Here is a 25,262-nt window from a genome sequence, read left to right as displayed (position 1 = left end):
GACGATGAAAAACGAACTGTCTAACTTGTTGAGATAGCTGGATAAGCAATGAGTTTATTATGAAAAACAACACTAGAGTGCTCATTGAGACCCGAGTTAACAAAGCTGGTCATAATACAGACAATTTACTCAGTACTTGCCTTGCTCAAGATTTGATAGTTGCTTATTATTCGGGTTCTTGTTCAGAGGATTATAAAAACTATGCGCTATTTAGCTCTCTTACTGATAGGTTGGTTGTCCCTACCAGTATATGCATTAACTCAGGTGGATATCTATCGTGCCGAAGTGGTTATCGACAGTGAGCAGAACGACGGTGAGTCTCTGGCTCGTCAACAAGGTATGCAGGATGTGATTGTTCGAGCGACCGGTTCTCAATCCTCTTTAAGCAATCCAGTGATAAAAAAGGCACTTGGTTCAAGTGCGCGTTACATTTCCCAACTGAGCTATGGGCAGGTTGATGGAAAAGCGAGCTTAAAAATGTTGTTTAACAGCGACCAAATCAGCTCGCTTTTAACACAAGCTCAATTGCCATCTTGGTCGCCAAATCGTGCCAATATTTTGGTTTGGATGGTGGAAGAACAGGGATACGATCGTAATATTGCTTGGGAGCATTCCGACTCTTCAAACGCTGTAGCACTTCGCAGTGCTGCGAAATCGAGAGGCTTGCCGATCACGATCCCGGTTGGTGATTTTGATGATGTAACTGGTGTTAATGTTTCTGATCTTTGGGGCGGCTTTATTGAGCCAATTGGCCAAGCGAGCCAGCGCTACCCAGCGGATGCCGTTTTAGTTGTGCGCGCTCAAGGTGAACAAATTCGCTGGACGTTATACGATCAATCACCAATGAGAATTGTTGAAGCACAGCGCTCTCCGCGTAACGGTTCCGCATCAGGCGCCAATGCCATTGCTGAGATGGTTGATGGCATCGCTGACTATTACGCGAGTAAGAGCGCAGTAGTAGTATCTGGAAAATCTTCAAAAGCGTTGGCGGTGAAAGTCCTTAATGTAACGTCTGCCACGGACTTCTTCCGTTTAGAGAATGCGTTAAAACAACTTAATTCGGTTGCTGGTACGGAAATTAAGCGTGTCCAAGGTGATGAGCTGACGCTCAACATCCATCTTTTGGCATCTCAACAAGCTTTTGAGAAAGAAGCTTCTTCTATTTCTCAATTAATGGTTTTTGAAGATCCTTTGGGTGAAGTTGATGCACCAGCTTTAACTCAAGAAGCAGAGCCAATTGCTCCGATAAATGAAGCTAAAGATACAGCTATGGTAGAAAAAGTGCAGTCTGAAGTGCCTGCGGATATCGCGGCGGAAGCAAAGGACGAAACGCAACCAACTCAGCCGATGATTGTGGAGCCTGTCCGAGAACAGTATGACTTGATCTACGAGTGGCGCTCGGCATCGTAATCGCATTGATAGCTTTCCAGGCGTGAAGCGCAAGGATCAAACACCAATGTGGTAAGCGTAAAAAAGAGTCGCAATAGCGACTCTTTTTGTTTTCTAAATTCGTATTCGAACCAATGCTCAGTGATTGACTGCGATTGGCGTTATTTATTGAATTTCGCTTTTTCTTCTTTTTCTACTTGAGAGAGGCGTTTCAACTTAAGACCTAGCTCTTTGCCTCTCGCTCTAGCAAACAAAATATTGCCAGCGAAACCGAGTGAAGTCAGGAGCAACTCTACTGCCGCAAGCCAACGTTCTCCACCATCCACATAAAGAATGGTCAGCGCATGCAAGAAATACAGCATAAGAACAAAGTTAGCCCAAGCATGAGTGTAAGGCTTGCCGGCCAAAATACCAGGCAACGGAAGTAATAGCGGAATACACCAAGCAATAGCAAGTGTTGTGCTGCTGAGGTGAGGGTGAGGGGACAACGCAAGCTGCCAAATAGCGACCCAGGCTAATAAGGCTAAGTTGCCAAATAAAGCCAGGTAACGATAGGTTTTAGCCTGTGTACCGAGTGGTGTTTGGTCTAAAGAGTCAGACATCGATTAACTATCCTTGATTTTACTAACAGACTTTTAGTTTTAACGCTGCAGTTGCCAGCCTTTTGCCTAATTGTTGTGCCAGACGAATCTCTTCACTGCTGAGGGTTGCCTCATGGCCTACACTGCTGGCGCCATACGGAGTGCCTCCGGACTGCGTAGTGTGTAGCTCTGGTTCGGCATAAGGAATGCCCAAAACCATCATCCCGTGATGCAATAAAGGGGTCATCATGCTTTGTAACGTTGTTTCTTGACCGCCATGCATCGAAGAGGAAGAGGTAAAGACACAAGCTGGCTTATCGATTAAGTCACCACTGACCCATAAAGATGTAGTCTGATCCCAGAAGTGCTTTAAAGGCGCAGCCATGTTGCCAAACCAGACGGGACTGCCAAACGCTAGACCGTCGCACGTTTTCAGTTCCTCTAGAGTAACAATTGGATCAGAAGGGGAGTGTGAGTGAGGTGACAATTCTTCAACTGTACGCAAAATTGCTTGGCATTGAGGAGTCGATTCGACTCCTCTTGCTATCTGTCTTGCCAGTTGTTTTGTCGAGCCGTGACGGCTGAAATACAAAATAAGGATCTGGCAATCCATTTATAGAATATCCAACACTTGCTCTGGTGGTCGACCAATTTTCGCTTTGCCGTTGGCAACTACCACCGGACGCTCAAATAATTTTGGATTTTTCGCCATTGCTTCGAACAATTGCTCATCGCTAACAGAGTCTTCGCCTAGGCCAAGTTCTTTGTATTCGCTTTCTTTGGTGCGCATCATTTCACGTACAGATGAAAAGCCAAGTTGTGCGTACAGCGCTTTTAGCTCATCTACGTTAAGTGGTGTGTCTAGGTATTTGACGACTTCCGGTGTAACACCATTTTGCTCAAGCAGTTCAAGTGTTTGACGGCTCTTTGAGCAACGAGGGTTGTGATAAATCACGACTGACATGGTTTTCTCCATTTCGTTATTGTAATGCCATGAATCGATCTCTTTGGATCATAAGTTGGTCAATACGGGCATCGTATCGAGCTTGCTCTAAGCTGCCCAACTTGGCCATTTTACTTGCTTCACTATAATATTGAATCGCTTTATTCCAGTTTGCTCGCAACGCCAAAATTTCCGCTCGCGCAGCCAACTCTTCATCACTACGTCCTAGCGCGTGGTAGCTCTTCGATATTAGGTGCCAGCCATTTGTATCTTCAGGATAATCATGAGTGTATCGCTGAAGAACTCGCGTGGCTTGATCGTTTTTATTGTCCTCAAGTAGCGCATTGGCATAGTTAATGGTCAATACTTTATTTTGAGGGTTCCGAGATAACGCTTTACGGAGCATCTCGGTTGCTTTTTCTGGCTGCTTCTTCTCGATATATAAATCCGTCATAGCATCCAGGTAGAACGGGTTACTTGGGTCCTGCTCCAGCAACTTTTTCAAAATAGGTTCCGCTTGAGACAAGCGTTTGCTGTCTAAATGTACGAGTGCTCGCCCATAGTCAAAAGCAGGTGTGATGTCCGCAGAGGCTTTCTTTTGAGTTCGCTCAAACCAGCCTAAAGCAGCTTGTCCGTCAATGCCGGCGTACCGCGCAACAATGCGCGCACGCGCTAGGTGATAGTCTATTGAAGGCACAACTCGCATTGGTGGATAGGTCCTTGCTCGTGCACGGCTATCGGTAATTCGATCTTCAGGTAGTGGGTGAGTCAGTAGCATTGGCGGCGGTTTACTCGCATAACGATATTCATCTGCAAGACGGCCAAAAAAACGTGGCATTGCTTGAACATCAAAACCAGCTTTTGCCAGTGTTGAAATACCAAAGCGATCCGCTTCTTTTTCATTCGCGCGAGTGTAGTTGATTTGGCTTTGCATGTTACCTGCGGTTGCCGCCGTAATTGCAGCCATCCCCGCTTCTGGTGAGGCAATCGAAAGCAGTAATGCGCCAGCGAGTGCAGCTAATGTGGCCGGAGAGCGACGTGCTTGCTCTTCCATGCTGCGCGCAAGGTGGCGTTGTGTGACGTGCGCAATCTCGTGAGCAACAACAGAGGCCAACTCACTTTCTGAACGCGCATGAAGAAACAACCCAGAGTGCAACGCTACGTAACCACCAAAAAACGCGAACGCGTTAATATTGCGGTCGCGAATCATAAAGAAGTGAAACGGCGTTTTTACATCGTTCGCATTGGCTACTAATCTGTGCCCGAGAGCATCAATATACTCATTGATAACAGGATCATTAACGATAGGTTTACTGGCTCTGAGCATACGCATATAGGCGTCGCCGTAAATTAACTCTTGGTCTATTGAGAGCGTACCACCAGCAGCCGTACCAATGTCTGGCAAGTCAATGCTATTGGCATAAGTTGTCGGCGAACTGATTGCAGCTGCAAGACATAAGCAAACTAGCGAGCGAGTGCGTTTTAACATACGTTTAAAAGGTTCTCCAAAATACATAAGCATGTGGTTAGAGGCTGAGAACCTCTCAACAGCGCCACATGCGTTTTGGTTATCCGCGAGGATATAAGCTAGCAATAAGACCGGAAATAAATGAATTGGTTTCGTAAATTATTTTATATCCGAGTCATTTCAGCATGTGGTTAAATCATGTCAGAAGTGCTAGCACCAGCTCAAAAAGCCGTTACAATACAACCCTATCATAAGTGCAGAGCAATACAATGGAATCCATGTTACTTGATTTGCGTGAACAACGTTGCCCTATGGCACTGTTACTTGCAAAGCGTCACGCTGCTGAAGTCTTTCAAGGAGAAACGCAGCAGTATCATCAACTTGTTATTCAAGTGGTGGATAACAGCTCTAAACGAGACATTGTGAACTATCTCAGTGCCCAAGGGTACTCAGTTGATTGCCAATCTACATCAGAGCACTACACATTGACTGTATTCAATAAGGAATCCGCATAAGATGTTTGAAATGGTTAGTCGTTGGTATAAACGACGTTTCTCAGACCCTCATGCAGTAAGTCTCGTCGCGATCTTGCTGTTTGGTTTTATCACCATTTACTTCTTTGGGCATTTGATTGCGCCATTGCTTGTCGCGATCGTTTTGGCTTATTTACTTGAATGGCCAGTCGTAAAAATGTGTCGCATGGGCGTGCCGCGCACTTTGTCGGTCATCATCGTGATCTTAATGTTCGTCGGATTGATGTTGATCGCTTTGTTTGGTTTGGTTCCGACGATTTGGACTCAGGTCGGTAATCTAATTAACGATATTCCAAACATGTACAACGGGTTACAAAAGTTTATTGTCACGTTACCAGAACGTCATCCTGAGTTAGCAAACTTAGAAATTGTAGAAACCGTGGTGACAAATGCCAAAAACCAAGCGTTGGGACTTGGTGAGAGTGTAGTAAAAGGCTCACTTGCGTCATTAGTCAGTATTGCGACGCTAGCGGTATACCTGATTTTAGTGCCACTACTTATCTTCTTCTTACTGAAAGACAAAGAAGAGATGCTAAGAATCGCGAGTGGTGTTTTGCCGAAAAACCGTAAACTCGCGAATAAAGTTTGGCATGAAATGAACGAGCAGATCTCTAATTACATTCGCGGAAAAGTGCTCGAGATTTTAATCGTGGGTGGCGTGAGCTACGTGACTTTTGCCATTTTAGATCTTCGCTATTCGGCGCTGCTTGCCGTAGCAGTCGGTCTATCGGTGTTAATTCCTTATATCGGCGCGGCAGCTGTAACTGTGCCTGTCGCCATCGTTGGTCTGTTCCAATGGGGTCTTGCGCCTCCGTTTTATTGGTTGCTGCTTGCCTACGGTATTATCCAAGCGCTGGATGGTAATGTGTTGGTTCCTGTTCTGTTTTCTGAGGCGGTAAATTTACACCCAGTTGCCATCATTGTGGCAGTGTTAGTCTTCGGTGGCTTGTGGGGTTTTTGGGGCGTATTCTTCGCCATTCCGTTGGCGACACTAGTTAAAGCTGTATGGCATGCCTTACCAAGTACGGAAGAAAACGAACCAGTCGAACAAGAGTAGGCGTTACCAAAGTACAATGCTCAAAAGAAAGCCCAGCAGTTTGCTGGGCTTTTTGTTATTTGAGAACGGATCGCGCTTATGCGTTTTCGTTCAGGTAATTTAATACGACTTCGTGGTGATCTTTGGTTTTGAACTTGTTGAACACGTGTTCAATTACGCCTTCTTCATTGATCAGGAAGCTAATGCGGTGAAGACCATCGTATACTTTACCCATGCAAATTTACCCTTGGAAATTTTTTCAGACTCAACTTCTGACGATTTATAACAAACTCTCTCTTTAACAGTGAGTTAGGTTAATAATTTCTCTTACTGAACCTCAATTATAGCAGTTGTCATAATTTTTTGTAAATCGGGCTGATTTTGACGCTTTTCCAAGCGTAAACTTGTCATAAAAACTAAGGTGTTGCTATAGGTTGATAGTCATTACGATGGGATCGCTTGGCGATCACACACATATACACTTGTCATCCAACTCACTTTTGGACATTTCTGAGTTACGGCAACGGGCTGATTTCTACCCTTCTGATAGCTTCTGGCATCCTAAAACGTCAAAGACCACCGTTGTCGGCGTTACAGGAAATGGACAGAAACGTTCACCTGTGCTCTGTCGTTTAGGATTTACTTTATGCAGAATTGTTCGTAGAACATGCAATTATTGCCTCTTGAAAAGCTCAACAAGAAGCAACATGAGGCTTTTTACTTAGCTTAGGCGATGATAGAGCTATATAGATAACCTGCTGCCATTGCCATAGTCAGTATGACAAACAGGAAAGCTGCAATCATTTGGTTCTTAAAGATAGATTTCAACAAAATCACTTCTGTAAGACTTGCGCCTGCGCTACCGATGATAAGTGCCATTACTGAGCCTAATGCCATACCCTTTTTCACCAGTGCTGCACTTAGTGGAATAACGGCTTCAGCACGTATGTACAATGGAATACCAATGATTGCTGCGACTGGAATCGCATACCATGTTGCTTCACCTGCATATTCAGCAATCAGATCTGTCGGGATAAATCCGTAGATGAAAGACCCGATTGCAATGCCTAGCATTAGATATGGGAATACTTGTTTGAAGTCTTTCCACGTTGAATGCCAAATACGTAACCAACGGCCTGATTCCTTCTCCTCAACGATCGTCGCTGCCGCACTGCCATCTGCTGAGCAGCAGGATACTTCAACTTTTGGTTCACTATCACCACAGCAAGAGTTTTTTGCCGCTAATGGTGCTGATTTATCTACTGCTTTTTTCTCACTTGAATCACTACAAGATGTGCCGCAAGCAGACGCGCCTACTGCTTCGTACGCTTCTGGTTTTACGTAACGCTCAAAGCCAAGTTTTTCAAGCACGTAGCCCGCAACTACTGATACTGTCATCGCGATAGAAAAATAGAATATTGCTATTTTCCATCCGAAGGTCACCACAAACAAACCAATGATTACTGGATTAAGTAGTGGGCTTGCAAACAGGAACACCATCATTGGGCCAAAACCCGCTTTTGCACGCAACAAACCTTTAAGGAAAGGAATGGTTGAACATGAGCAGAAAGGTGTAATCGAGCCTAATAAAGCCGCGATAAAGTATCCTTTACCATTTTTCGAGCTCAGGATAGATTGAATTTTTTCTGGTGTAAGAAAGTCTTGTAACACACCGACAATATAGCTGATTGCTAGGAACAGGATGATTAGCTCTGTTGCCAGAAAAGCAAACATATCAAGCGTTTCCTTTGCCATGCTCAAGATTTCTGGGTTCATATTGATTCTCCGATTGATGCTTTATCACTAACTGTGAATACCGTAATGAGGTTGAACACCTCATTTCCATTATTCTCGAATTATAGAAATAAAGTTTATCGAGTCAATGAAAATATTTCGAAATTATTCAAAATAAATAGAATTCCACTATTTATCAACATGTTACGGCCTTACTGGTTCATTATTTGCCATTTGTGTTTATTTCCATTATTATCGAAATAAATTTATCAAGTGTAATTCTAAGTGGCCTTTATGGAACTTGAAACTATAGCAAAAGCGCTAAAAGAACTTGGGCATCCTACCCGTTTGTGCATCTATAAAGAGGTGGTGAAAGCTGGATACCAGGGAATTGCCGTAGGTAGTATTCAAAATATACTCGGTATTCCAGCATCAACCCTTTCTCATCATGTTTCGAGCCTTTCTTCAGCAGGGCTGATCAGTCAGCGACGTGAAGGTCGTACTTTGTACTGCGTGGCGGAATACGAATGCCTGAATACTGTAATTAGCTTCTTACGCGATGAGTGTTGTCTCAATGAGGGGCAATACGATAATGAATCCTGATAGCACATTGTTAGTGTTTACCAGTCTATCAAACACCTGATGAACACCGCTGCGACTCTATAAAATCTATTCGATATATCTTAGTGTTTCTGGTTTGCATAGATATGCAAATATGAATGGTGGCTAGAAATGTTAAGAAGTGACTGTTTCTGGGAGAAACCTTTCACCGAATCTTTGCTTCCGTTCGCTCGGGCAGTACCGATAAATCAGGGACAAAATTTATCGGCTTCAAATCTTGCTGGCAAACTTCGGGGCAAAGCCTTCTTAGAACTATTACATCCACAACGTGCCCACTACGAATGTATTCACGGGTAAAAACACCATATGTATCGCTTCAGCTAAACAGCTACCGTACACAAAGACTACAGCCAACACCGACCAACTTTTTGGATTTATACCCAACTTTTTGGCTCGATAAACAAAAAATTGTATCGGCATACACTACTATCATCCTACCTAGCTGATTTTGCAGAAGAAAGTTAATGGCATGCTTACTGCTTATTGCCGTGATAACTAGTATTCACTTTAGGTATTTGTGTGTCCTATAAAGTTCTTCCACTGTCGGAAGTAATGTCTCATGAATTTGGATTGATAGAGGGCAACTTCCATAATATTTCGGAAGCGGATATCGCCTCTGCTATTCCTTCACATCTTACTTTTGAACAGCTAAAGCAGCATCTCTACGAAGGTAATCTCGCACTCGTGAGTGATACGCCTCAAATTCCCGCTCTACTTAGTTACAACGACCCAATAGGTCCTAAAACTTGGCGGCTGAATTCTGAGGTTATCTCTGAACTTTCGGATGATGCGGCTAATAATTTGTTAGCAATAACGAAAACCACCAGAACAACGGGAGGTTACCGCTCTTGTATCTTGGAAACCTCGACGCCCGAACAAGTTTACACGTTGCCGCCAATCGCAACCGAAAGTGAAGAGGAACTAATCAAGGAGTTTGAGTACAGCTTCGAAGTCGGATGCTCGGATACCACCATAAAGAAAATGGTGCACAGTGACTTTGCTTTAGCGAAAACTGAAAAAGAGAACGCGGTGACCCGTTGGGAGCAAGCCAATACCGAGCAAGGCACCCGCTACACAGCGTTATGTGTGTTTGATGAGCCAAAGCGTTTAAATATCCACATCGCTGATGACAATCTCGGACTGACACCATTGGAAGCCGTCACATTACAAAAAGCCGGCAGCCATAAAGCTGAGGAAGGTTTTATACCTGTTGTCCCTGCAGTGCGATTGGGTGAACGTTTAGGTTTGCCTACAGAAGGCTATTACTACCACTTTAATGATGGTGAACTTGTCCAAGAATACAAAATTCTTGGGGAAGAAAAATGGGCGTTTTACGCTACGCAATCGACACAAGACAAGCTCAATGACGAGCGTGGTTTTACTAAAGACCAAAGCGCTATTTTGGTGTATTGGAAATTAGCCGATCAAATCATCGAAAATCAATACATCATTTATCTTGAGCGACAAATCACGCGTGAAGAGCTCGATAATCTCAGTGAAGATTGGCTGTGTGAAAACGGGATAAAGTTGGATATCCCCGCATTGTTTGATGCGGTCAAACAGCCGGAAGAAGCGCGCTCAGAAGGTAACAACGATGAGACGCAAGCGGAACAAACCGCAGCGACGCACACCGTAACGGTAGGGGAAAACTGGCAAAGCATCGCTGAACTATATGGTATGGGAGCTAAAGCCTTGCTCTTGCTTAACCCAGTGTTTGAGGCCGACCCTCTGTCACTTGCGGTAGGTGATGAAATTATTGTTTCTGAGAAACAGCAACAACAAGCACCGGACAAAAAGAATACCTTTCCGCCGCTGCGCCCACAAACTTACAACAACATCCGCAACAGTCATTATCAGCACAGTGATCCATTGCTCGGGTTGACCAAATATAGAGCCATTAACACTGCCGATTGTATAGAAGGCGATGTGGTAATCCTCAATTTAAAAGACGCCACAAGCTCGCTCGTGTTCGCTAAATCCTGCACCAGACCAGAGGGATGTATTGAAATTGGCGACCAACAAGAGTCAATAAGTAACTTTGGTCCTTGGTCATTCTTCTTTGCACAAGCCAATGCAAACCCAGCTGCTGTCATACCCGCCATTCAAGCGACACAAGCACAAATGGCTATGGGCAGTTCCGCAGCTGTCGCCGGTTCCCCAGAGCAAATGCAGCAAACCCAAACCGCAGCGATGCAGTTAGATAAACTGGCCGGCACATTGAAAGACAAAATCGTCGAGGGCTACTGCTGGCAGGTCGAAGGTATTGGCGCTTTGTTTGCCATGCAGCAAAGCTTATTTGGCGATAACACCCAATACACAGACCAAGATTTACGCCAAGTAACCACGGCGCAAAGCCGCGTTCGTGTCCACATTACCGAGCCCCAAGATGGTGAGTTTTATCCGCACGTACAGGGCTATCATGTAGATGACACACGAATCCCCATCAAATATGTGAAACAAGGGAACAATGGTCAGTTGTCCGTTGCGATTGAAGAGAACGGACCAACCATATATTGGACTCCAGAAGAAAACGGTGAAGCAAGTTGGCAAACTACCCCCGATCATAGTGATGGGTTTGAAAAAGACGATATACTGGTCACGCCAATCCACTCGGATAGCGATGCGAACGTCACCGTTACGCCTGCGCCTGAAGAGAAAGACTGGCGTGATGCGATCTTGGTATTCCCTGAAAGCTCAGGTATCGTTCCTCTTTATATTGTATATAGTGAAAATGCTTACTCATCAGGATTTAAAACGTTTTTGTCACCGAATTCATATCCTGGTGTTTCGAGAGCTCGTCACTTTCAAGAAGCTAATGAGAACCTCTTGAAGATGATGGAAACAGATCCAGAATTTGCATCTCAGATGGAATCCTTGAATATAAAACTAGAGAGAACAGCTACAGGCCTAGCTCCTAGACGACCTCCAAAAGGTTGGACATGGCATCATGAAAGAGAAAAAGGCAGCATGGTTTTAGTCCCAAGAGAACAACACACAATTGGTAGTGAAGAGTGGAAAGTACTTCATCCAGATAACAAGGGGGGCTACTCGATATGGGGGAAATAAAAATGAAATTAAGAGAGTTAATGCTTGATGTTGCAAGCTTGGATCCTGATTTAACCATTTACATTGACAGTGCATGGAATCCTGAATCCCATATTTTACTTTGCGCAGAGCCAGAGGATGGAAGCTCACCGGAAGGGTATGACTACTTTTTAGAGGTATTTATACTGCAAGAATTATTTGAAGATGTTCCCGAGATCACTGTCGAGCGAGTCATCAAATACGCTCAAGATGATGCTTAATATAAGCTTTACTTTGCTTATAAACATAAGGCGTTACAAGGACGCCTTTTCTCATTCCCATTTCTCAACCGGTTCTAAAAACCGCTCAAAGTCCTCTTCTGTCAGAACCTTATGGCTGCTCTCGGTGAACTCAATATTTTGTCCATCGCGATTGAAGATAACGTACCAACCATCAATTGGACGCCAGAAAAAAACGGTGAAGCAAGTTGGCAAACTCCCGATTCAAGTCAATTTATACCTGCGAACCTTAAACGGACGATGGGTGGCAAAGCTCCTCGAGCAAGGTTTAAGGATACCGTTGGGGGGAAGACGTTCTTTCTAAATGCACCATGTTGAATAAATACAACATGGTGGTTCTGTGTACGATGTTGACAACTTAAGAGCCCCCGTAATACAACACGAGGATTAACAACGAATAGCATTAGAAGAATGGATTACTTTTAGTAAGGCAAAACCCAATTAACAGGATATGAATGAGTATTTACTCTGTCTTATAATGGGGCAGAAATTTGTTAGCTCGGATCGCGCTGAGAAGTCCTTGGACACAAAACCTTGTCAGTTATATTACTAAATTAGAATGTAACGGATTAGCTGATATATGGGAAATTAACGCCGTGTTAAGGTATGAGCTACGCTACCACAAACTTGACTATAGCACCGTAAATACTGAACCCAACGTGCCAAGCGTTGGGAATCATTCTTAAACGCTTTGTTAGTTGAACTCACTCCATCGACAAAGCGAACGTTATTCAATACATAGGCAAAGAGGTCCAAGCCCCGTGGGCGATGCCACTTAATATCGACACTCCACAATCATACCAAGTATCTTTTGAATACTTCCTTCGTTGAGGCTTAAGGTCAGTTTAAACAACTTGCAAATTTAAGCCCTTTCTTTTTACCGTACTCTTGCAAAAATTCTTCTAATGGTATGGGTTTGGAAAAAAGAAAACCCTGTAAGTATTTGACATGATAGTTAGCCAAATATTCTTGCTGTTCTTCCGTTTCAACACCTTCAGCAACAATCTCGAGAGATAGTCGATTCGCTAACTCTATCGTATTTTCAACTAAGTGCCTGGAGGTAGGGTTACTTTCAACTCCTTGAACAAACATTTGGTCTATTTTTATGTAGTTGACTTGAAATTTTTGAAGGTTAGCAAGACTAGAATGCCCAGTACCAAAATCGTCTATCGCGATTTTGCACCCCAATTTTTTGAGGTTGCTAAACAGCACTTCGGTTGACTCAGAAAAATCCAATACTTCTCGCTCAGTTAACTCCAAAACAAGCATGATATTTTCTTGATTTACAGTTTGAATAAATTCTTTACACTCATTCGCCAAACCCATACCACGACAATGCTGGGGTGATATATTCACGCCGACGTGAAATGGCTTCGTTAGATGACTACTATAGGCACATAGTTGCTTTGCCGTTTCCTTTAACAGCAACTGAGTCATTGGTACTATTAGACCTGATTCTTCAGCTTGGGGGATAAATAAGTCTGGACGTACCACTCCTTGAATAGGATGCAGCCAACGCATTAAGATTTCCACTCCCTCTATTTCTCGTGTTTTAGCATTAACAACGGCCTGAGCATAAGGAACAAACTCCTCTTTTTTTATGGCTCTCTTTAACTCTTCATCAAGACTTTGGGGACGAGTTGTATGCCACCAATAGTAAACTAGGAAGGAAAGTTGTATTAACAGAATTAATAGAATGTAGAATTTTTTTTCGTGCCAAAACGCTTCCTGTAGTGAAGAGTATGAAAAGCCAACAGAGACGCTATAGGGAAAAAAGTCAGATTTAGAACTCTCCACCCCAACAAGCTGTTTCGTTGGGTCGCTATTTAAAAGAGCACCGTTTTGATCTAGCCATATCTTACCCAAAGAGAAATAGGTAAGGTGAGAATCAACTGTTGAGCTAAAGAGAGTTTGTCTAAGATGAAGCGCGTCAATTCCACTTAATGCCGCTATCTTATCCTTACTGGTACGCAGGACGATAAGTGGGTGGTTTTGTGCCACTTGACTTCCAGGCATTAACAGTAACTTATCCGAGACATACCTCTCGTCATCATCCTCAAATATCCTGTCTCCCCAAAGGGAAGTGCAGTTTATATAACCGTCAACTGATATATTTGTTGTTCTAACATAAGGCATTGATGCTGCAATCTTTCTTAGCTCATAAGATGCCTCATCACAGTTATTCCCACTCAGTGCTAAGCTTAAAGTTTTCTCATTTGCTTTTTCAGCGTAAAAGAATATGGTGTCAATCTTATGGACGATACTATCAGCCCTATTCAGCGCTTGTTCTTGCAACAAACTCACAAAATATTTATACGAAAATTGCAAAACTATTAAACTAAGAGCGACACTCGCCAGAGTAACGAACAGTGGTCTTACTCTACTGAAGTCTATCATTTGGCTGCCTCACCCCTTACTATCCGAGTTAATCTAGTTACTTGTTGTAGCAATGTTTGTAATATTATCTGAATTGTTCTGTTGCTCCTAATTTTCTTACATACCTGCACATTTCGGAGCATTCCTTTATCTCTTTTAAATCAATCACTATTTTTTACTACTTAAACAAGAACGTAAGAAAGCGACAATGGCTAAAAGAGAACTCCAATGAACAAAATCAAAGAGGTATTACGCCTTAGGTACAACTGCGACCTATCAAATCGCAGCATCGCTTTTTGCCTTAAACTCGGAACTCCTGACTAGCTTTCAGCAAAGCTGGCTGGCCTTTAGGTTGCAGTGACACAGAACTCACTCAGGCACTGTATCACGGCAAGAAAGCCAGTCGGGATAAAGTCATGCCAGAGTTCACGCAATACGCTATCGTACTCAGACGTAAAGGCATGACGAAGATGCTACTCTGGAAGGGATATCACGAGATCAAGCATACGCTTACACTCAGTTCTGGGGGATGAAGGCTGGATTATGCAATCTTTATTCTGGAAGGCGCTCCCTCACGTTGTCGGCAAACCAACATGCTTGAAAGCAATAGATAACCCAAGTTATTGGTGACATTCGATATAGAAACACATTGGGAATCACATTTACTTCTGATGAGGATTACAATTTATAGGGCAAAATCTGTTAACTAGTGCGTGCTGTAGGTGTTTGCCCATAAAGCGAAAAGGGGCAGAAGTGCTTCATAGTGATTTTTGCAACAGGCTGTTGCAAAATTGGGGTTGGAGTTTGTCCAACAGCCTGTTGGACATTCGATGAAGCAGGCAATTTCCTAATTGTGCAGCAGCTTGTTGCACAAATAAATCTCATGTTGGTTTCATGCGCACTAAACACGTCTTGGGGCAGGAATGTTCCAAGAAGTTCTGGCTGACACTTACTACCTTCCAAGCTGTCCTTTCGGCCAAATGTAAGCTTTGTTCGCCGCTGTGCCAACAGGAACTAGTCTCATTCATTTTTATGTCTTGCAGTTACTTAAACCTAACCCAAATGAATTAAGTCAAATCCTAGTTCAACAATACAGCTAGGCTTTGTTGCTTAATTCATTCGGTAAGAAGACCTGACTGTCCATATTGATTAATTCTTATGCAAAGTGCTGGATTTCAGGCATACCAAGCACTGTAAGCTTGTTCAGCACTTTGATCATTGTATAAGTCTCACCAACCTGAGCATTGTAGTTTCTCAAACGCAGTTTCCCACCTAGTAACTGCTTTACTCGGTACATGGCTATTTCTGATAGAGAGCGCTTATGGTAGCCATACCGCTTTTTCCATTTCTTGTTTGGCCAGTTGAGCTTCTGACAACCTACAGCTAAATTGCGGGGATGACCTCTCTCCCAGAAGGCTGCCCCTTCCCTTGGCGGAATGAGCGCAACCGCTTGTTTGATGCGGATATCTTCGTAATACAGCCTTGTGTCATAAGCTCCGTCACCTGATACCTCAATGATTTTACGACGTGTCTGCCTAAGTAAGTTAGGAAGCACTTCAGCATCAGTTACGTTTGATAAACTCAACTCTGTTGCGACTATTTCGTGGGTGCTGGTATCTACTGCTAAATGTAGCTTACGCCAAACTCTACGCTTCCCGTCAGTACGATGCTTCTTGACCTTCCATTCACCTTCGCCATAGACCTTAAGACCAGTGGTATCAATAGCTAGATGCTGTATCACGCCTCTGGTTTTCGTTTTGAATGAAACCTCAACTTCTTTAGCTCGACGACTTATACAGGTGTAATGCGCACAAACTAGCGGGATGTTAGCCAGTTTAAATAATGAGTCAATAAATCCTTGCAGCGCTCTCAATGGCATAGAGAATACTCGTTTCACCATCAATGCAGTAGTAATGACCAAGTCGCTGAATCGACGCGGTCTACCTCGATTGCCTTGTTTGTTTTGTTTTCACTCGGCTATCGCTTCCTCATCAATCCAAAAAGGTCAGAGAGCCACGGTTGATTAGCGCTTTTTTGTACTGTTTCCAGTTAGTTGTTTTGTAACGAGGTTTCGGCCTGAGACTACGATGTTTAATGGATGTAGCCGAACATATCGTAGCTTCTTAATTTAGTTCCATCGATTTAAGCAACAAAGCCATCCCTAGATCCAAATACTAATATTTAGTTTATGAATCTTTCCATCCAGAGGCACACGCACTATATTATTGGTTATTTGAATATCCATGCCATCAATCACTGCTCTGATATTTTTTTCCGCTATTAAAGAGTCTTCTACAGAAACTCCAGCGTTAGAGGAATCAACAAGATCAACCACTTGCACGACGGCAATAAAGTATTCGGTCTTGTCTATTTTTACGCTGACTTCAAAGCACGGCCAATCCAACGGAATGCAAGGTTGAATAGTCAGTTCTTTGCCTTCTCGATTAATACCCAGAATACCTTCCATTCCTGCTTGATACATCCATCCAGCTGATCCTGTGTACCAAGTCCAACCGCCTCGCCCTGTGTGAGGTGCGACGGCATATACATCCGCTGCAACCACATAAGGTTCGACTTTATAACACTCTGTACCTTCGGCATTCAGGGTGTGATTAATTGGGTTTAGTAAATTAAACAACCTGCTAGCTTTATTGCCATCCCCCAATTTTGCATAAGCTAGAATCGCCCACATGGCAGCATGAGTATATTGACCACCGTTTTCCCTTACCCCCATTGGATAGCCTTTGATATAACCTGGGTCGTGACTGGTTTTATCAAAAGGCGGTGTAAACAATAGAGATAATTTTGACTCGGGTTGAATCAAATATTGATCGACCGAATCCATGGCTTTTTCTGCGCGTTCTGGTTCGCCCTCTTCAGACAACACGGCCCAAGATTGCACAATAGAGTCGATTTGACATTCATCACTATCTTTAGATCCTAGCCAACTGCTGTCGTCGTAGCTCGCTCGGCGATACCATTCACCATCCCACGCTTTTTCTTCAATAGCTTCTTTGACTCTAGTTGCATGCGTCACCCAGCGTTGTTCTCGTTCTCCTTCGTCACGAATTTGCGCCAGAGGTGAGAATAACTTAATAGTACGAATCAGCAACCAGCCTAACCAAACACTTTCCCCTTTACCGCCTTCGCCGACACGATTCATGCCATCATTCCAATCGCCTGTGCCTATCAGTGGCAGACCATTTTCGCCCGTCAGTTCAATACATTGATCCAACCCGCGAGCACAATGCTCAAACAAGGTTGCCGACGCGTCCGATTCAACAGGATGGAAATACGCATCATGCTGATTCGCAGCCAATATTGGCCCTTCTATAAAGGCTATTCTCTCATCCAAGATGGACATATCACCCGAAGTTTCAATGTAAATCGCGGTGGCATACGCTAGCCAGACTCTATCGTCAGATATATGCGTACGTACGCCCTGACCTGTGTGAGGCAACCACCAATGCTGTACATCCCCTTCAATAAATTGACGGCCCGCTGCACGCAAAATATGTTCTCGAGTCATATCGGGGCGACGAAAAGTCATCGACATACCATCTTGCAATTGATCCCTAAATCCATAAGACCCACTGGCTTGGTAAAACGCCGAACGAGCCCACATACGGCATGCGACTGTTTGATATAGCAGCCAACCATTGAGCATGATATCCATCGCTCGATCTGGTGTTTTCACCTGAACCGCGCCTAACAAGGTTTCCCAGTACCCGGTTACTTCCGCCAGAACCTGATCCAAATCAGCATTTCGATATTGCTCTATCAACTCTCGAGCTTTGCCGACCGAATCACATTGCCCCATCAAGATCACCACCTCCACCGATTCATTTGGTTTTAGCTCAACGACACATTGTTGCGCACTACAGGGGTCCTGCCCTCCGCCCGTGCTACCAGATAACGGCGAATCTCTTAGCAAAGCGGCAGGCGCACTCATCCGACCATTACGTCCTAAAAACTCCGAACGATCAGTCGTCCACGACGATTGCATCCCGCTCATATCAGTAAATGCAACACGCCCTGGGAACGCTACACTCCAACGATTGCAAGCGAATAATGCATTTGACCCTGCTGTATCTAAATCTGTGGTAATAAAAGGTGCGGTTGCTCCGCGGGCGGTGCCTAATACCCATTCGATATAGGACGTCACCGACAAACGACGGTGCTTTCCTGATTGGTTATGTAGCGTTAGGCGAGATATTTTAATAGGGTCTGAGAGCGGTACATATTGTAATAACGTTAAGCCCAAGCCATCGATTTGATGTTCAAAGCGACTGTAACCATATCCATGATGGGCAATATACGCCTCCTGATCATTCAGATGCGATCGAAGTGGGTCTGCCGTAGCGCTAAACAACGCTAAGCTGTCTTCGTCGCGTACGTAAATCGCTTCGCCCGATGCATTAGTAACAGGATCATTGCTCCATGGAGTTAGCTGATTCTCTCGGCTATTTTCTGCCCATGTATAACCCCCTCCTTCCGCTGCCACATGAAAACCAAAGTGTTGGTTAGCAATAACATTAATCCAAGGAACAGGGGTAAACGCGCCTTTTTCGAGAATAACAGTATACTCGCACCCACCTAAACTAAACCCACCTAAACCATTAAAAAACTCGAGCCCTTCTTTCAGCTCAGCTAACTGTTCTTTTACGCTTGATTTACGCGATTCAAGCGACATATTGTCACCATCAATGACGTCATACGGGACTTTCAAAGCAGGCGGCCAAATCGGCGATGAAGGTAGGCGTTGGATATGCTTACTGATGGAGCCACGACGTGCAACAAGCACGACTCGAGCAACAGATTTAAGTAAATCGCAAACCGACACATCCACTAAATCTGCACGCAGAACATGTACATTACCTTGCACATGATCGCCATTGAATTTATCAACATGCTGAGGACGAGACTGGCTACTTCGCACTGCGGCTTCAATGGCGCTTTGCAAGTCTTGTAAATAAGAACACGCGTGCTCGTTGATTATTACAAGGTCCACCGCCAGCCTTTTCATACGCCAGTATTCATAGGCGCACAATAATTGCTTCACTTGTTCAATATCTTTGACGTCATCAATACGCAGCAGCACAATGGGTAAATCACCACTAATCGAGTGCGGCCACAACACAGACTGACCCGCCATGCCACGATGAATGAATTCGGGTGAAACACGAAAACGCGGATCTGCGTAAATAATCGGTGCCGCTAGTCGTTGAAAATCATCCGCCTCGGTTGGACTAATATCCAAATGACGCAATTGCACTTGCGCCAACGTCCACGCCAAGGTTTTCGCTCGATCATAAGCGCTGCGGTCATGATGTCGATCAACAAGATCCATTAATTCTTCACGAGAAGACGCAACGACTGTCCAAAACGACACTCTCACCACACTGCCTGCTGGCACATGTACGGCATAGCGCAACGAGAAAATAGGATCTAGAACAGTTCCGATTGAATTATTGAGAACGACACTCTCAACCGACGAATCGTCACAATCAAACGCCGCCGCAGTGGCAATGGAATTACCTCGCCCAATAAACAAGGCTCGGTTAGTCTCATATTGAGGAGCGGCTGTCACTTCCCCTTCGACAATGGCAAAATGCGCAGCCCAAATTGAAGGTTCTTGTGGAGCACGTTTGCGTCGGGTCGCAATTAGCGCATTGTATTCAGGGACATATTCCGTTTGCACAAACAGCTTAGCAAAGGCCGGATGAGCATTGTCAGTAGCTGGCGTTGTTAACACCAATTCAAGATAAGACGTTAGTTCAATGTCATGCGCTGTGCGACCATTATTGCTCAATGAGATACGACGCACTTCACCATCGTCTTCACCAGATACCAAAACATCCATCGTCGTGGTGAAATCGCCATCATGGCGCACAAATTCCGCATGATCTTCTTCAAACACTCCCGCCGGATAATGACCTTCATCTTGCAGAGGTTGAGCAGAACTCGACCAAAGCCGACCTGTATTTTTATCCCTCAAGAAAATGAAACTACCGTAATCATCACATGTGGAGTCCTCCTGCCAGCGCGTCACAGCAATGTCGCGCCAACGACTGTAGCCCGCGCCAGTGGCGGTTAACATCACCACATATCGACCATTCGATAACAAATGTGTAATGGGCGAGCCTTCGGCTGTTGGACTTAGGCATCGTACTATCGGCGCAATCACCATTAGAGAAGACGCGTAGGTTTTCACTTCTTCTGCCCTAGAATGACTAATGCAAACATCCCTTGGCATACGTTCTTGTAATAAGAGCTCACATGCCTGAATCATGGGTTCTTGATGAAAACGCTGTCTAAACACGCCTTCCAGTAAGGCATTGGCAATGGCCACAATAGTCATGCCCTGATGATGTGCCATGAAACTGCGTACAATGGCAACTTGGCTTTCCGTAGGCAAACGTGCTGGCGTAAAGTCCAACGCCTCGTAAAAACCATAACGGCCACAAGCACCCATGCTGGTTAAGCGATCGTAATTATCAACCGCCGCCTGAGGGTCAATCATGGTGGCAAGCCCCGTTGCATAAGGTGCGATCACTCTATTTTCCGCCAAGCCGCGTTTTAGACCAAGTCCCGGCACACCAAAATTGGCATATTGATAAGTAAACTCGATATCACGCGCATTATAAGAAGATTCCGACACGCCCCAAGGGATTCCAAGTTGTTTACCGTATTCCTGCTGACGCCCAACGATCAGCCGATTGGTCTGTTCAAGTAAACTGCCTGTTGGCGCTCGCATAACCAGCGACGGCATCAAATATTCGAACATGGAACCCGACCAAGAAATTAGAACCGAGCCGTTGCCCATGGGTGTTGCTGCGCGACCAAGACGAAACCAATGCTTGGTCGCCACATCGCCTTTGGCGATAGCAAACAAACTCGCCAATCGTGCTTCCGAAGCCAATAAATCGTAGCAACTTGGATCGAGACAGTTTTCGGCAAGAGAATAACCAATCGACAAAAGTTTGCGTTCAGGGTCGATGAGAAAAGCAAAATCCATCGCTAACGCCATGTCACGAGCTATGCTCGCGAGCACATTTAATCTAGCCAGCAAAGAGTCGGAAGAATTGCGCAGCTCAAGCGTATCGCGCTCCTGCTCAACCATCAGCTTATTTGCGGCTTCGATCCAATAAATGAAATCAGCATGACGACCCTGTGCAATTTCTTCGCCAGAACCTAATGGTCGCTCACGTGCAAGCTTGGTAGCTTTATTAGTCAATCGAATTAAAATTGGCGTTAAGGTCTCGATAGTCTGGCGGCTGTTTAATTTACTCTCTATATCGTCCAAAGTCGCAAGCAATGGATGCGAGCTATCCGTTATGGAGATGCTAATATCTCTAACATCCGGACTAACAGGGTTAGTTAGTGGTTTTGATTCAGCTACTAAGGATTGTCTAGCCAACGCAATATTATCCATAAAACCTGAGCGCACCATTGAGTTTAGATTAGCGGTTAAAGTGTCTTGAGATGGCCCAGCCACGAATTCTTCGCGCCATTGCTTGCAGCTATTTGCCAGCGTTATCAAATGCCCAGCAAGATTGCCGCTGTCCACCGATGAAATGTATTCCGGCAACAAAGTATGCAAGCTTTGTGTGCCGTACCAATTGAAAAAATGGCCGTTGTGTTTTGGTAGTTTTTCCAGTGTAACAAAGGTCGTTTCGAGTCTGTCAATCGTTTCGAATAACCCAGCCCAACCAAAATCTCGCGCCGCCACTGAAGACAACAGATACAAACCAATATTGGTCGGCGAAGTACGATGCGCCACCATAGGCTCTGGGTCTTCTTGGTAATTATCAGGCGGTAAAAAATTGTCTTCCTCTGTCACAAAGGTTTCAAAATAGCGCCACGTTTTGCGCGCAGTAAGGCGTAAAGTGACCGCGCCAACATCGAGTTCATCTGGTCGCAACACTTCCGGTGATCGACTAACAAACAGGGCGACCAAAGGCGCAAGACACCAAAGCAAAGCAAACGGGAACACCAGCAGCCACACTGCCGGATTCACCACGATGACAAACAAGCAAACCGCCAAAGCAAGCAAGGTGCCACAGGCCATACTTTGATAAAAACCCGTCACCTTGAGTCGCGGACTCGCATGACTCTGCGCCGCGGTTTCCCATTCCAAACAACGTCGATGCGTCACACCTAAACGCAACAAGGTGCGTGCGATCGCATCCAAGGAGCGCCAGCTTTGATCAGGAAGAAAAGTGATAGACAAAAAAGTCTGACTCAAAGCAAGACGTAAATCCCCTAACCAAAGTCGAAAATGGTTGCTGGTGTCCACGCCAGAACGATGAGGAATCATCGAAAAAACACAAGGCAGCAAAGGCGGAATAGCCATGACAGCCAATAACACAGCCGTAAAAAACAGCACCGACGACGGAAATAACAGCCAACTTAACACCAAGGACAACAAGGTTGTTGGAGCCACCAGCGACCGCCTTAAATTATCGAGTAGCTTCCAACGCCCCAGACTGGAAACCCCCTTATCTGTTGGCTTACTCATAATCCACGGCAACAGCTGCCAATCGCCTCGCATCCAACGATGCTGGCGTTTCGCGGCGACATCGTATCGGGCCGGAAACTCTTCCACCACTTCCACATCTGAGACCAAACCAGCACGAGCAAAAATACCTTCGAACAAATCGTGGCTCAGCATGGTGTTATTCGGCACACGATCCGCCAGCGCGGCTTCGAACATATCGACATCGTAAATGCCTTTGCCAGTAAAAGAGCCTTCGCCGAAAAGATCTTGATACACATCTGAAATCGCAGCCGCATATGGGTCTATACCGCCAGGAGCAGAAAATATACGCTGGAACAAAGAACCTTCCGTACCGACTGATAAAGACGGTGTGACACGAGGTTGAAGAATCCCGTAACCCGCGACAACTCGCTGTTTGACTTTATCCAAACGTGGACGATTCAACGGATGCGCCATTTTCCCGATCAATCGCAACGCTGTTTCTCGTGGCAAACGCGTGTCAGCATCAAGGGTAATCACGTAACGAACATCACTCGGCACACTAGGCGCTTTGCCCTGAATAGCAATAAAAGTGGTGTCCGTTGCGCCGCGTAATAATCGATTAAGCTCATGCAACTTACCGCGTTTTCGCTCCCAACCCATCCATACATTTTCACTCGGATTAAACAGTCGACGGCGATGCAGCAAGATAAAACGTGGACCAGATGGACCCTCTTCGTAGCGCTGGTTTAATTGCTCTATTTCAAATGCCGCCCGTTCCAACCACACCGTATCGCTTTCTAATTCTTCCAAATCAGCATCTTTGCCATCAGTTAATAAGGCAAAGCTCACATCACCGCCGATGCCGCTAAGATAATGCACTTCTAGACGTTCAATTTGTTCTAATAAATCCTCTTCTGAAGTGAGCAAAGTCGGCACGGCGATTAAGGTTCGTAACGAGCTCGGGACGCCAGCTTTTAGCTCAAGCCCCGGTAACATCACCGCACCAAATCGCCATGTCACTAAACGATTGACGATGGCAAACGCCACTTCTGTGGCAGGAATAAAGGCCACCACTGCCCACAGCAACCAAGGTTGTGCATGAAACGCTAGGAATCCAGCGAAGAAAATACTAATGGCAAGAAAAGCCAAGGCGGCAATGGCAATCGTACCGCAGTAACCCGCGACGCCAAGGCGTACGTGAAAACGCCTAACTCTTAACTGCATGGTCGGTGTATAGGCGATGGATTTTTCGAAAGCCAAACGCCCTTGTTCAATCAGATAATAACCTGGGTCCCCAAGGCGGTTTCTTTCTACCTTGGCTTCTTCAGAAAGTGCTTCTTGCTCTGACTCTTCATTCTTTGATTCAACACTCTTTGACTCAAAAGACTTTACGCTGTCTTTCGCCATTTCTACGGCGCGCTGGGCAATGTCTATTTCCGAATAATCACAGCCTCGTGCCAGTTCCTCTACGGCACTGCGATACAAGTTACGCGTCGAAAAATCCATTTGGGCATATAGGTCATAACGGTAAAATTCTTGATCGACCAGACTGACTTTCTCAAACAATTCCGACCAATCAACATCAGAAATCAAGCGCATACTGGTGATCACATTGCGGATGGTGACGTTCGATGCACCTTGGCGTTGCTGGGCATGCTGCACCACTTCTTCTACAGAAAGACCTTGTAGCTGCAAACGCTGTTCTAGCCAGTCAAGCGCGGGCGTAGTTTTCGGGTCTTGGTCACGTAATCTCTTTGCCAGTTGCGCAGCAAACACTTCCGATAAAGGCCCCGATGAACGTGCGGCGATATCTTCTTGTAACGCCGAATAAGCACAACCTTCCACTAAAAGTCGTGCTGCTAAATGATCTGCGTCTTGGCGTGCTTTTCTACCAACGGCAATTTGATCGGCTAAACGTCGCAAGTTTTCAATCAATACAATACGCAGCGTGATCGCCACCGCCCATAATTCACCGATGGTAAGCGGTTGCACAGTCTGATAAGCATGAATAAAACGCACGAGAGCCTCTGGATCAATATGACTATCTGTGTGGGCTACAAACGCCCAGGCTAGCCCAAATACTCGCGGATATCCGACAAAAGGTCCGCTAGCCAATTGGGGTAATTGACGATAATAACTGTCTGGTAGATCGTCTCGAATTTCGCGGATTTGTTCTTCCACTAAATGATAGTTATCTAGTAGCCATTCTGCTGCGGGAACAACACTACGTCCTTGTTCTAGCTCCGTTGCACAGCCTCGATAAGACTTCAACAACGATCTAGCATTATCATCCAACCTCACTTGTAACGATAAGACCGACGTTTTTTTGTCGAGAACCTGCTGAGCCTTAGCCAAACTTTTTGCATGCTCTTCAAGCCGCGCTATACCAAATAAAGCCTCGCGAACGGGCGAAGTGCTACGCCATATTGTTTGGGAGTGTTGTTGCCCAAGTCGTCCAAATAAGGAAGTAACGGTATGTAACATAAGCATCTGCCCCTTAGGTAGGGAATCTTGTAATCAACCCTCTTAGTTATGCTTTATACTAGTAAAGCCTTGGGATAGGTGTCTGTGCGCAAGCGAACAGACATACAGAAGCAGGAAGATCAAGGTGACGATGAGCTCTACAAAACCGACGCAGAAATAGGACGATTCATTATGTTACGCAGCATGACCGACTAAGAGAGATATACAGTTGCCGCACAGGTAGCAATATTGGCGAGATGATCTATTTTTTGATTGATATCGAGAGATGAGGCATACGTTATTTATGCTAAGG

Annotated in this window: 14 protein-coding genes and 3 pseudogenes; 8 read left to right on the top strand and 9 right to left on the bottom strand. The window is 45.0% G+C overall.

Going from position 1 to position 25,262, the window contains the following annotated elements; all coding sequences use genetic code 11:
• The first annotated feature begins 201 nt into the window (after positions 1–201).
• Complete coding sequence (locus tag LIX84_RS07690; RefSeq protein WP_226421025.1) at positions 202–1,410, top strand: DUF2066 domain-containing protein; 1,209 nt, start codon at positions 202–204, stop codon at positions 1,408–1,410.
• Between the two features lie 140 nt (positions 1,411–1,550).
• On the opposite strand, the gene LIX84_RS07685 is transcribed toward LIX84_RS07690, so the two are convergent.
• Genes LIX84_RS07685 through LIX84_RS07670 form a run of 4 tightly spaced genes read right to left on the bottom strand, consistent with a single transcriptional unit; the run spans position 1,551 to position 4,402 of the window.
• On the bottom strand, positions 1,551–1,991 hold the full coding sequence (locus LIX84_RS07685; RefSeq protein ID WP_012841511.1) for a DUF2069 domain-containing protein: 441 nt from the start codon (positions 1,989–1,991) through the stop codon (positions 1,551–1,553).
• 22 nt (positions 1,992–2,013) lie between these two features.
• A complete protein-coding gene (gene wrbA / locus LIX84_RS07680) occupies positions 2,014–2,583 on the bottom strand; it encodes an NAD(P)H:quinone oxidoreductase (RefSeq protein WP_012841512.1) in 570 nt (189 codons plus the stop codon).
• Positions 2,584–2,934 carry an arsenate reductase (glutaredoxin) gene (gene arsC, locus LIX84_RS07675; RefSeq protein ID WP_005380410.1) on the bottom strand — a complete coding sequence of 117 codons (351 nt, stop codon included), beginning with the start codon at positions 2,932–2,934 and terminating at the stop codon, positions 2,584–2,586.
• Positions 2,935–2,950: 16 nt separating this feature from the next.
• Positions 2,951–4,402, bottom strand: coding sequence for a beta-barrel assembly-enhancing protease (locus tag LIX84_RS07670; protein ID WP_012841513.1), 1,452 nt, complete (start codon positions 4,400–4,402; stop codon positions 2,951–2,953).
• Between the two features lie 257 nt (positions 4,403–4,659).
• Between LIX84_RS07670 and LIX84_RS07665 the strand changes: the two genes are divergently transcribed.
• Both LIX84_RS07665 and LIX84_RS07660 read left to right on the top strand, forming a co-directional pair.
• Positions 4,660–4,896, top strand: a complete 237-nt coding sequence (locus LIX84_RS07665) for a sulfurtransferase TusA family protein (RefSeq protein WP_046875522.1) — start codon at positions 4,660–4,662, stop codon at positions 4,894–4,896.
• Position 4,897: 1 nt separating this feature from the next.
• Complete coding sequence (locus LIX84_RS07660; RefSeq protein WP_006741685.1) at positions 4,898–5,971, top strand: AI-2E family transporter; 1,074 nt, start codon at positions 4,898–4,900, stop codon at positions 5,969–5,971.
• Positions 5,972–6,047: 76 nt separating this feature from the next.
• On the opposite strand, the pseudogene LIX84_RS07655 reads toward LIX84_RS07660, so the two are convergent.
• Positions 6,048–6,185: pseudogene (locus LIX84_RS07655) on the bottom strand (thioredoxin-dependent thiol peroxidase); the annotation flags it as partial.
• A gap of 491 nt (positions 6,186–6,676) precedes the next feature.
• Positions 6,677–7,726, bottom strand: a complete 1,050-nt coding sequence (locus tag LIX84_RS07650) for a permease (RefSeq protein ID WP_226421024.1) — start codon at positions 7,724–7,726, stop codon at positions 6,677–6,679.
• Positions 7,727–7,978: 252 nt separating this feature from the next.
• Between LIX84_RS07650 and LIX84_RS07645 the strand changes: the two genes are divergently transcribed.
• The 4 genes from LIX84_RS07645 (at position 7,979) to LIX84_RS07630 (ending at position 11,946) form a co-directional block, all read left to right on the top strand.
• Complete coding sequence (locus LIX84_RS07645; RefSeq protein WP_102508044.1) at positions 7,979–8,287, top strand: ArsR/SmtB family transcription factor; 309 nt, start codon at positions 7,979–7,981, stop codon at positions 8,285–8,287.
• 537 nt (positions 8,288–8,824) lie between these two features.
• Positions 8,825–11,371 carry an S-type pyocin domain-containing protein gene (locus LIX84_RS07640; RefSeq protein WP_226421023.1) on the top strand — a complete coding sequence of 849 codons (2,547 nt, stop codon included), beginning with the start codon at positions 8,825–8,827 and terminating at the stop codon, positions 11,369–11,371.
• 2 nt (positions 11,372–11,373) lie between these two features.
• Positions 11,374–11,610 carry a hypothetical protein gene (locus LIX84_RS07635; protein WP_031812766.1) on the top strand — a complete coding sequence of 79 codons (237 nt, stop codon included), beginning with the start codon at positions 11,374–11,376 and terminating at the stop codon, positions 11,608–11,610.
• 111 nt (positions 11,611–11,721) lie between these two features.
• Complete coding sequence (locus tag LIX84_RS07630) at positions 11,722–11,946, top strand: hypothetical protein (RefSeq protein ID WP_226421022.1); 225 nt, start codon at positions 11,722–11,724, stop codon at positions 11,944–11,946.
• A 522-nt stretch (positions 11,947–12,468) separates the two neighbouring features.
• On the opposite strand, the gene LIX84_RS07625 is transcribed toward LIX84_RS07630, so the two are convergent.
• Positions 12,469–14,025, bottom strand: a complete 1,557-nt coding sequence (locus LIX84_RS07625; RefSeq protein WP_170902622.1) for an EAL domain-containing protein — start codon at positions 14,023–14,025, stop codon at positions 12,469–12,471.
• Positions 14,026–14,232: 207 nt separating this feature from the next.
• Between LIX84_RS07625 and LIX84_RS07620 the strand changes: the two are divergent.
• Positions 14,233–14,527: pseudogene (locus tag LIX84_RS07620) on the top strand (IS21 family transposase); the annotation flags it as partial.
• Between the two features lie 633 nt (positions 14,528–15,160).
• Here LIX84_RS07620 and LIX84_RS07615 read toward each other — a convergent pair.
• A pseudogene (locus tag LIX84_RS07615) lies at positions 15,161–16,100 on the bottom strand (IS5 family transposase).
• A 65-nt stretch (positions 16,101–16,165) separates the two neighbouring features.
• Positions 16,166–24,757, bottom strand: coding sequence for a GH36-type glycosyl hydrolase domain-containing protein (locus LIX84_RS07610; RefSeq protein ID WP_226421021.1), 8,592 nt, complete (start codon positions 24,755–24,757; stop codon positions 16,166–16,168).
• Positions 24,758–25,262 lie beyond the last annotated feature (505 nt).

Source organism: Vibrio sp. E14 (genome assembly GCF_020515785.1).
GTDB lineage: Bacteria > Pseudomonadota > Gammaproteobacteria > Enterobacterales > Vibrionaceae > Vibrio > Vibrio diabolicus.
The sequence above is the reverse complement of the archived record's forward strand: the minus strand, read 5'-3'. Positions and strand labels throughout refer to the sequence as shown.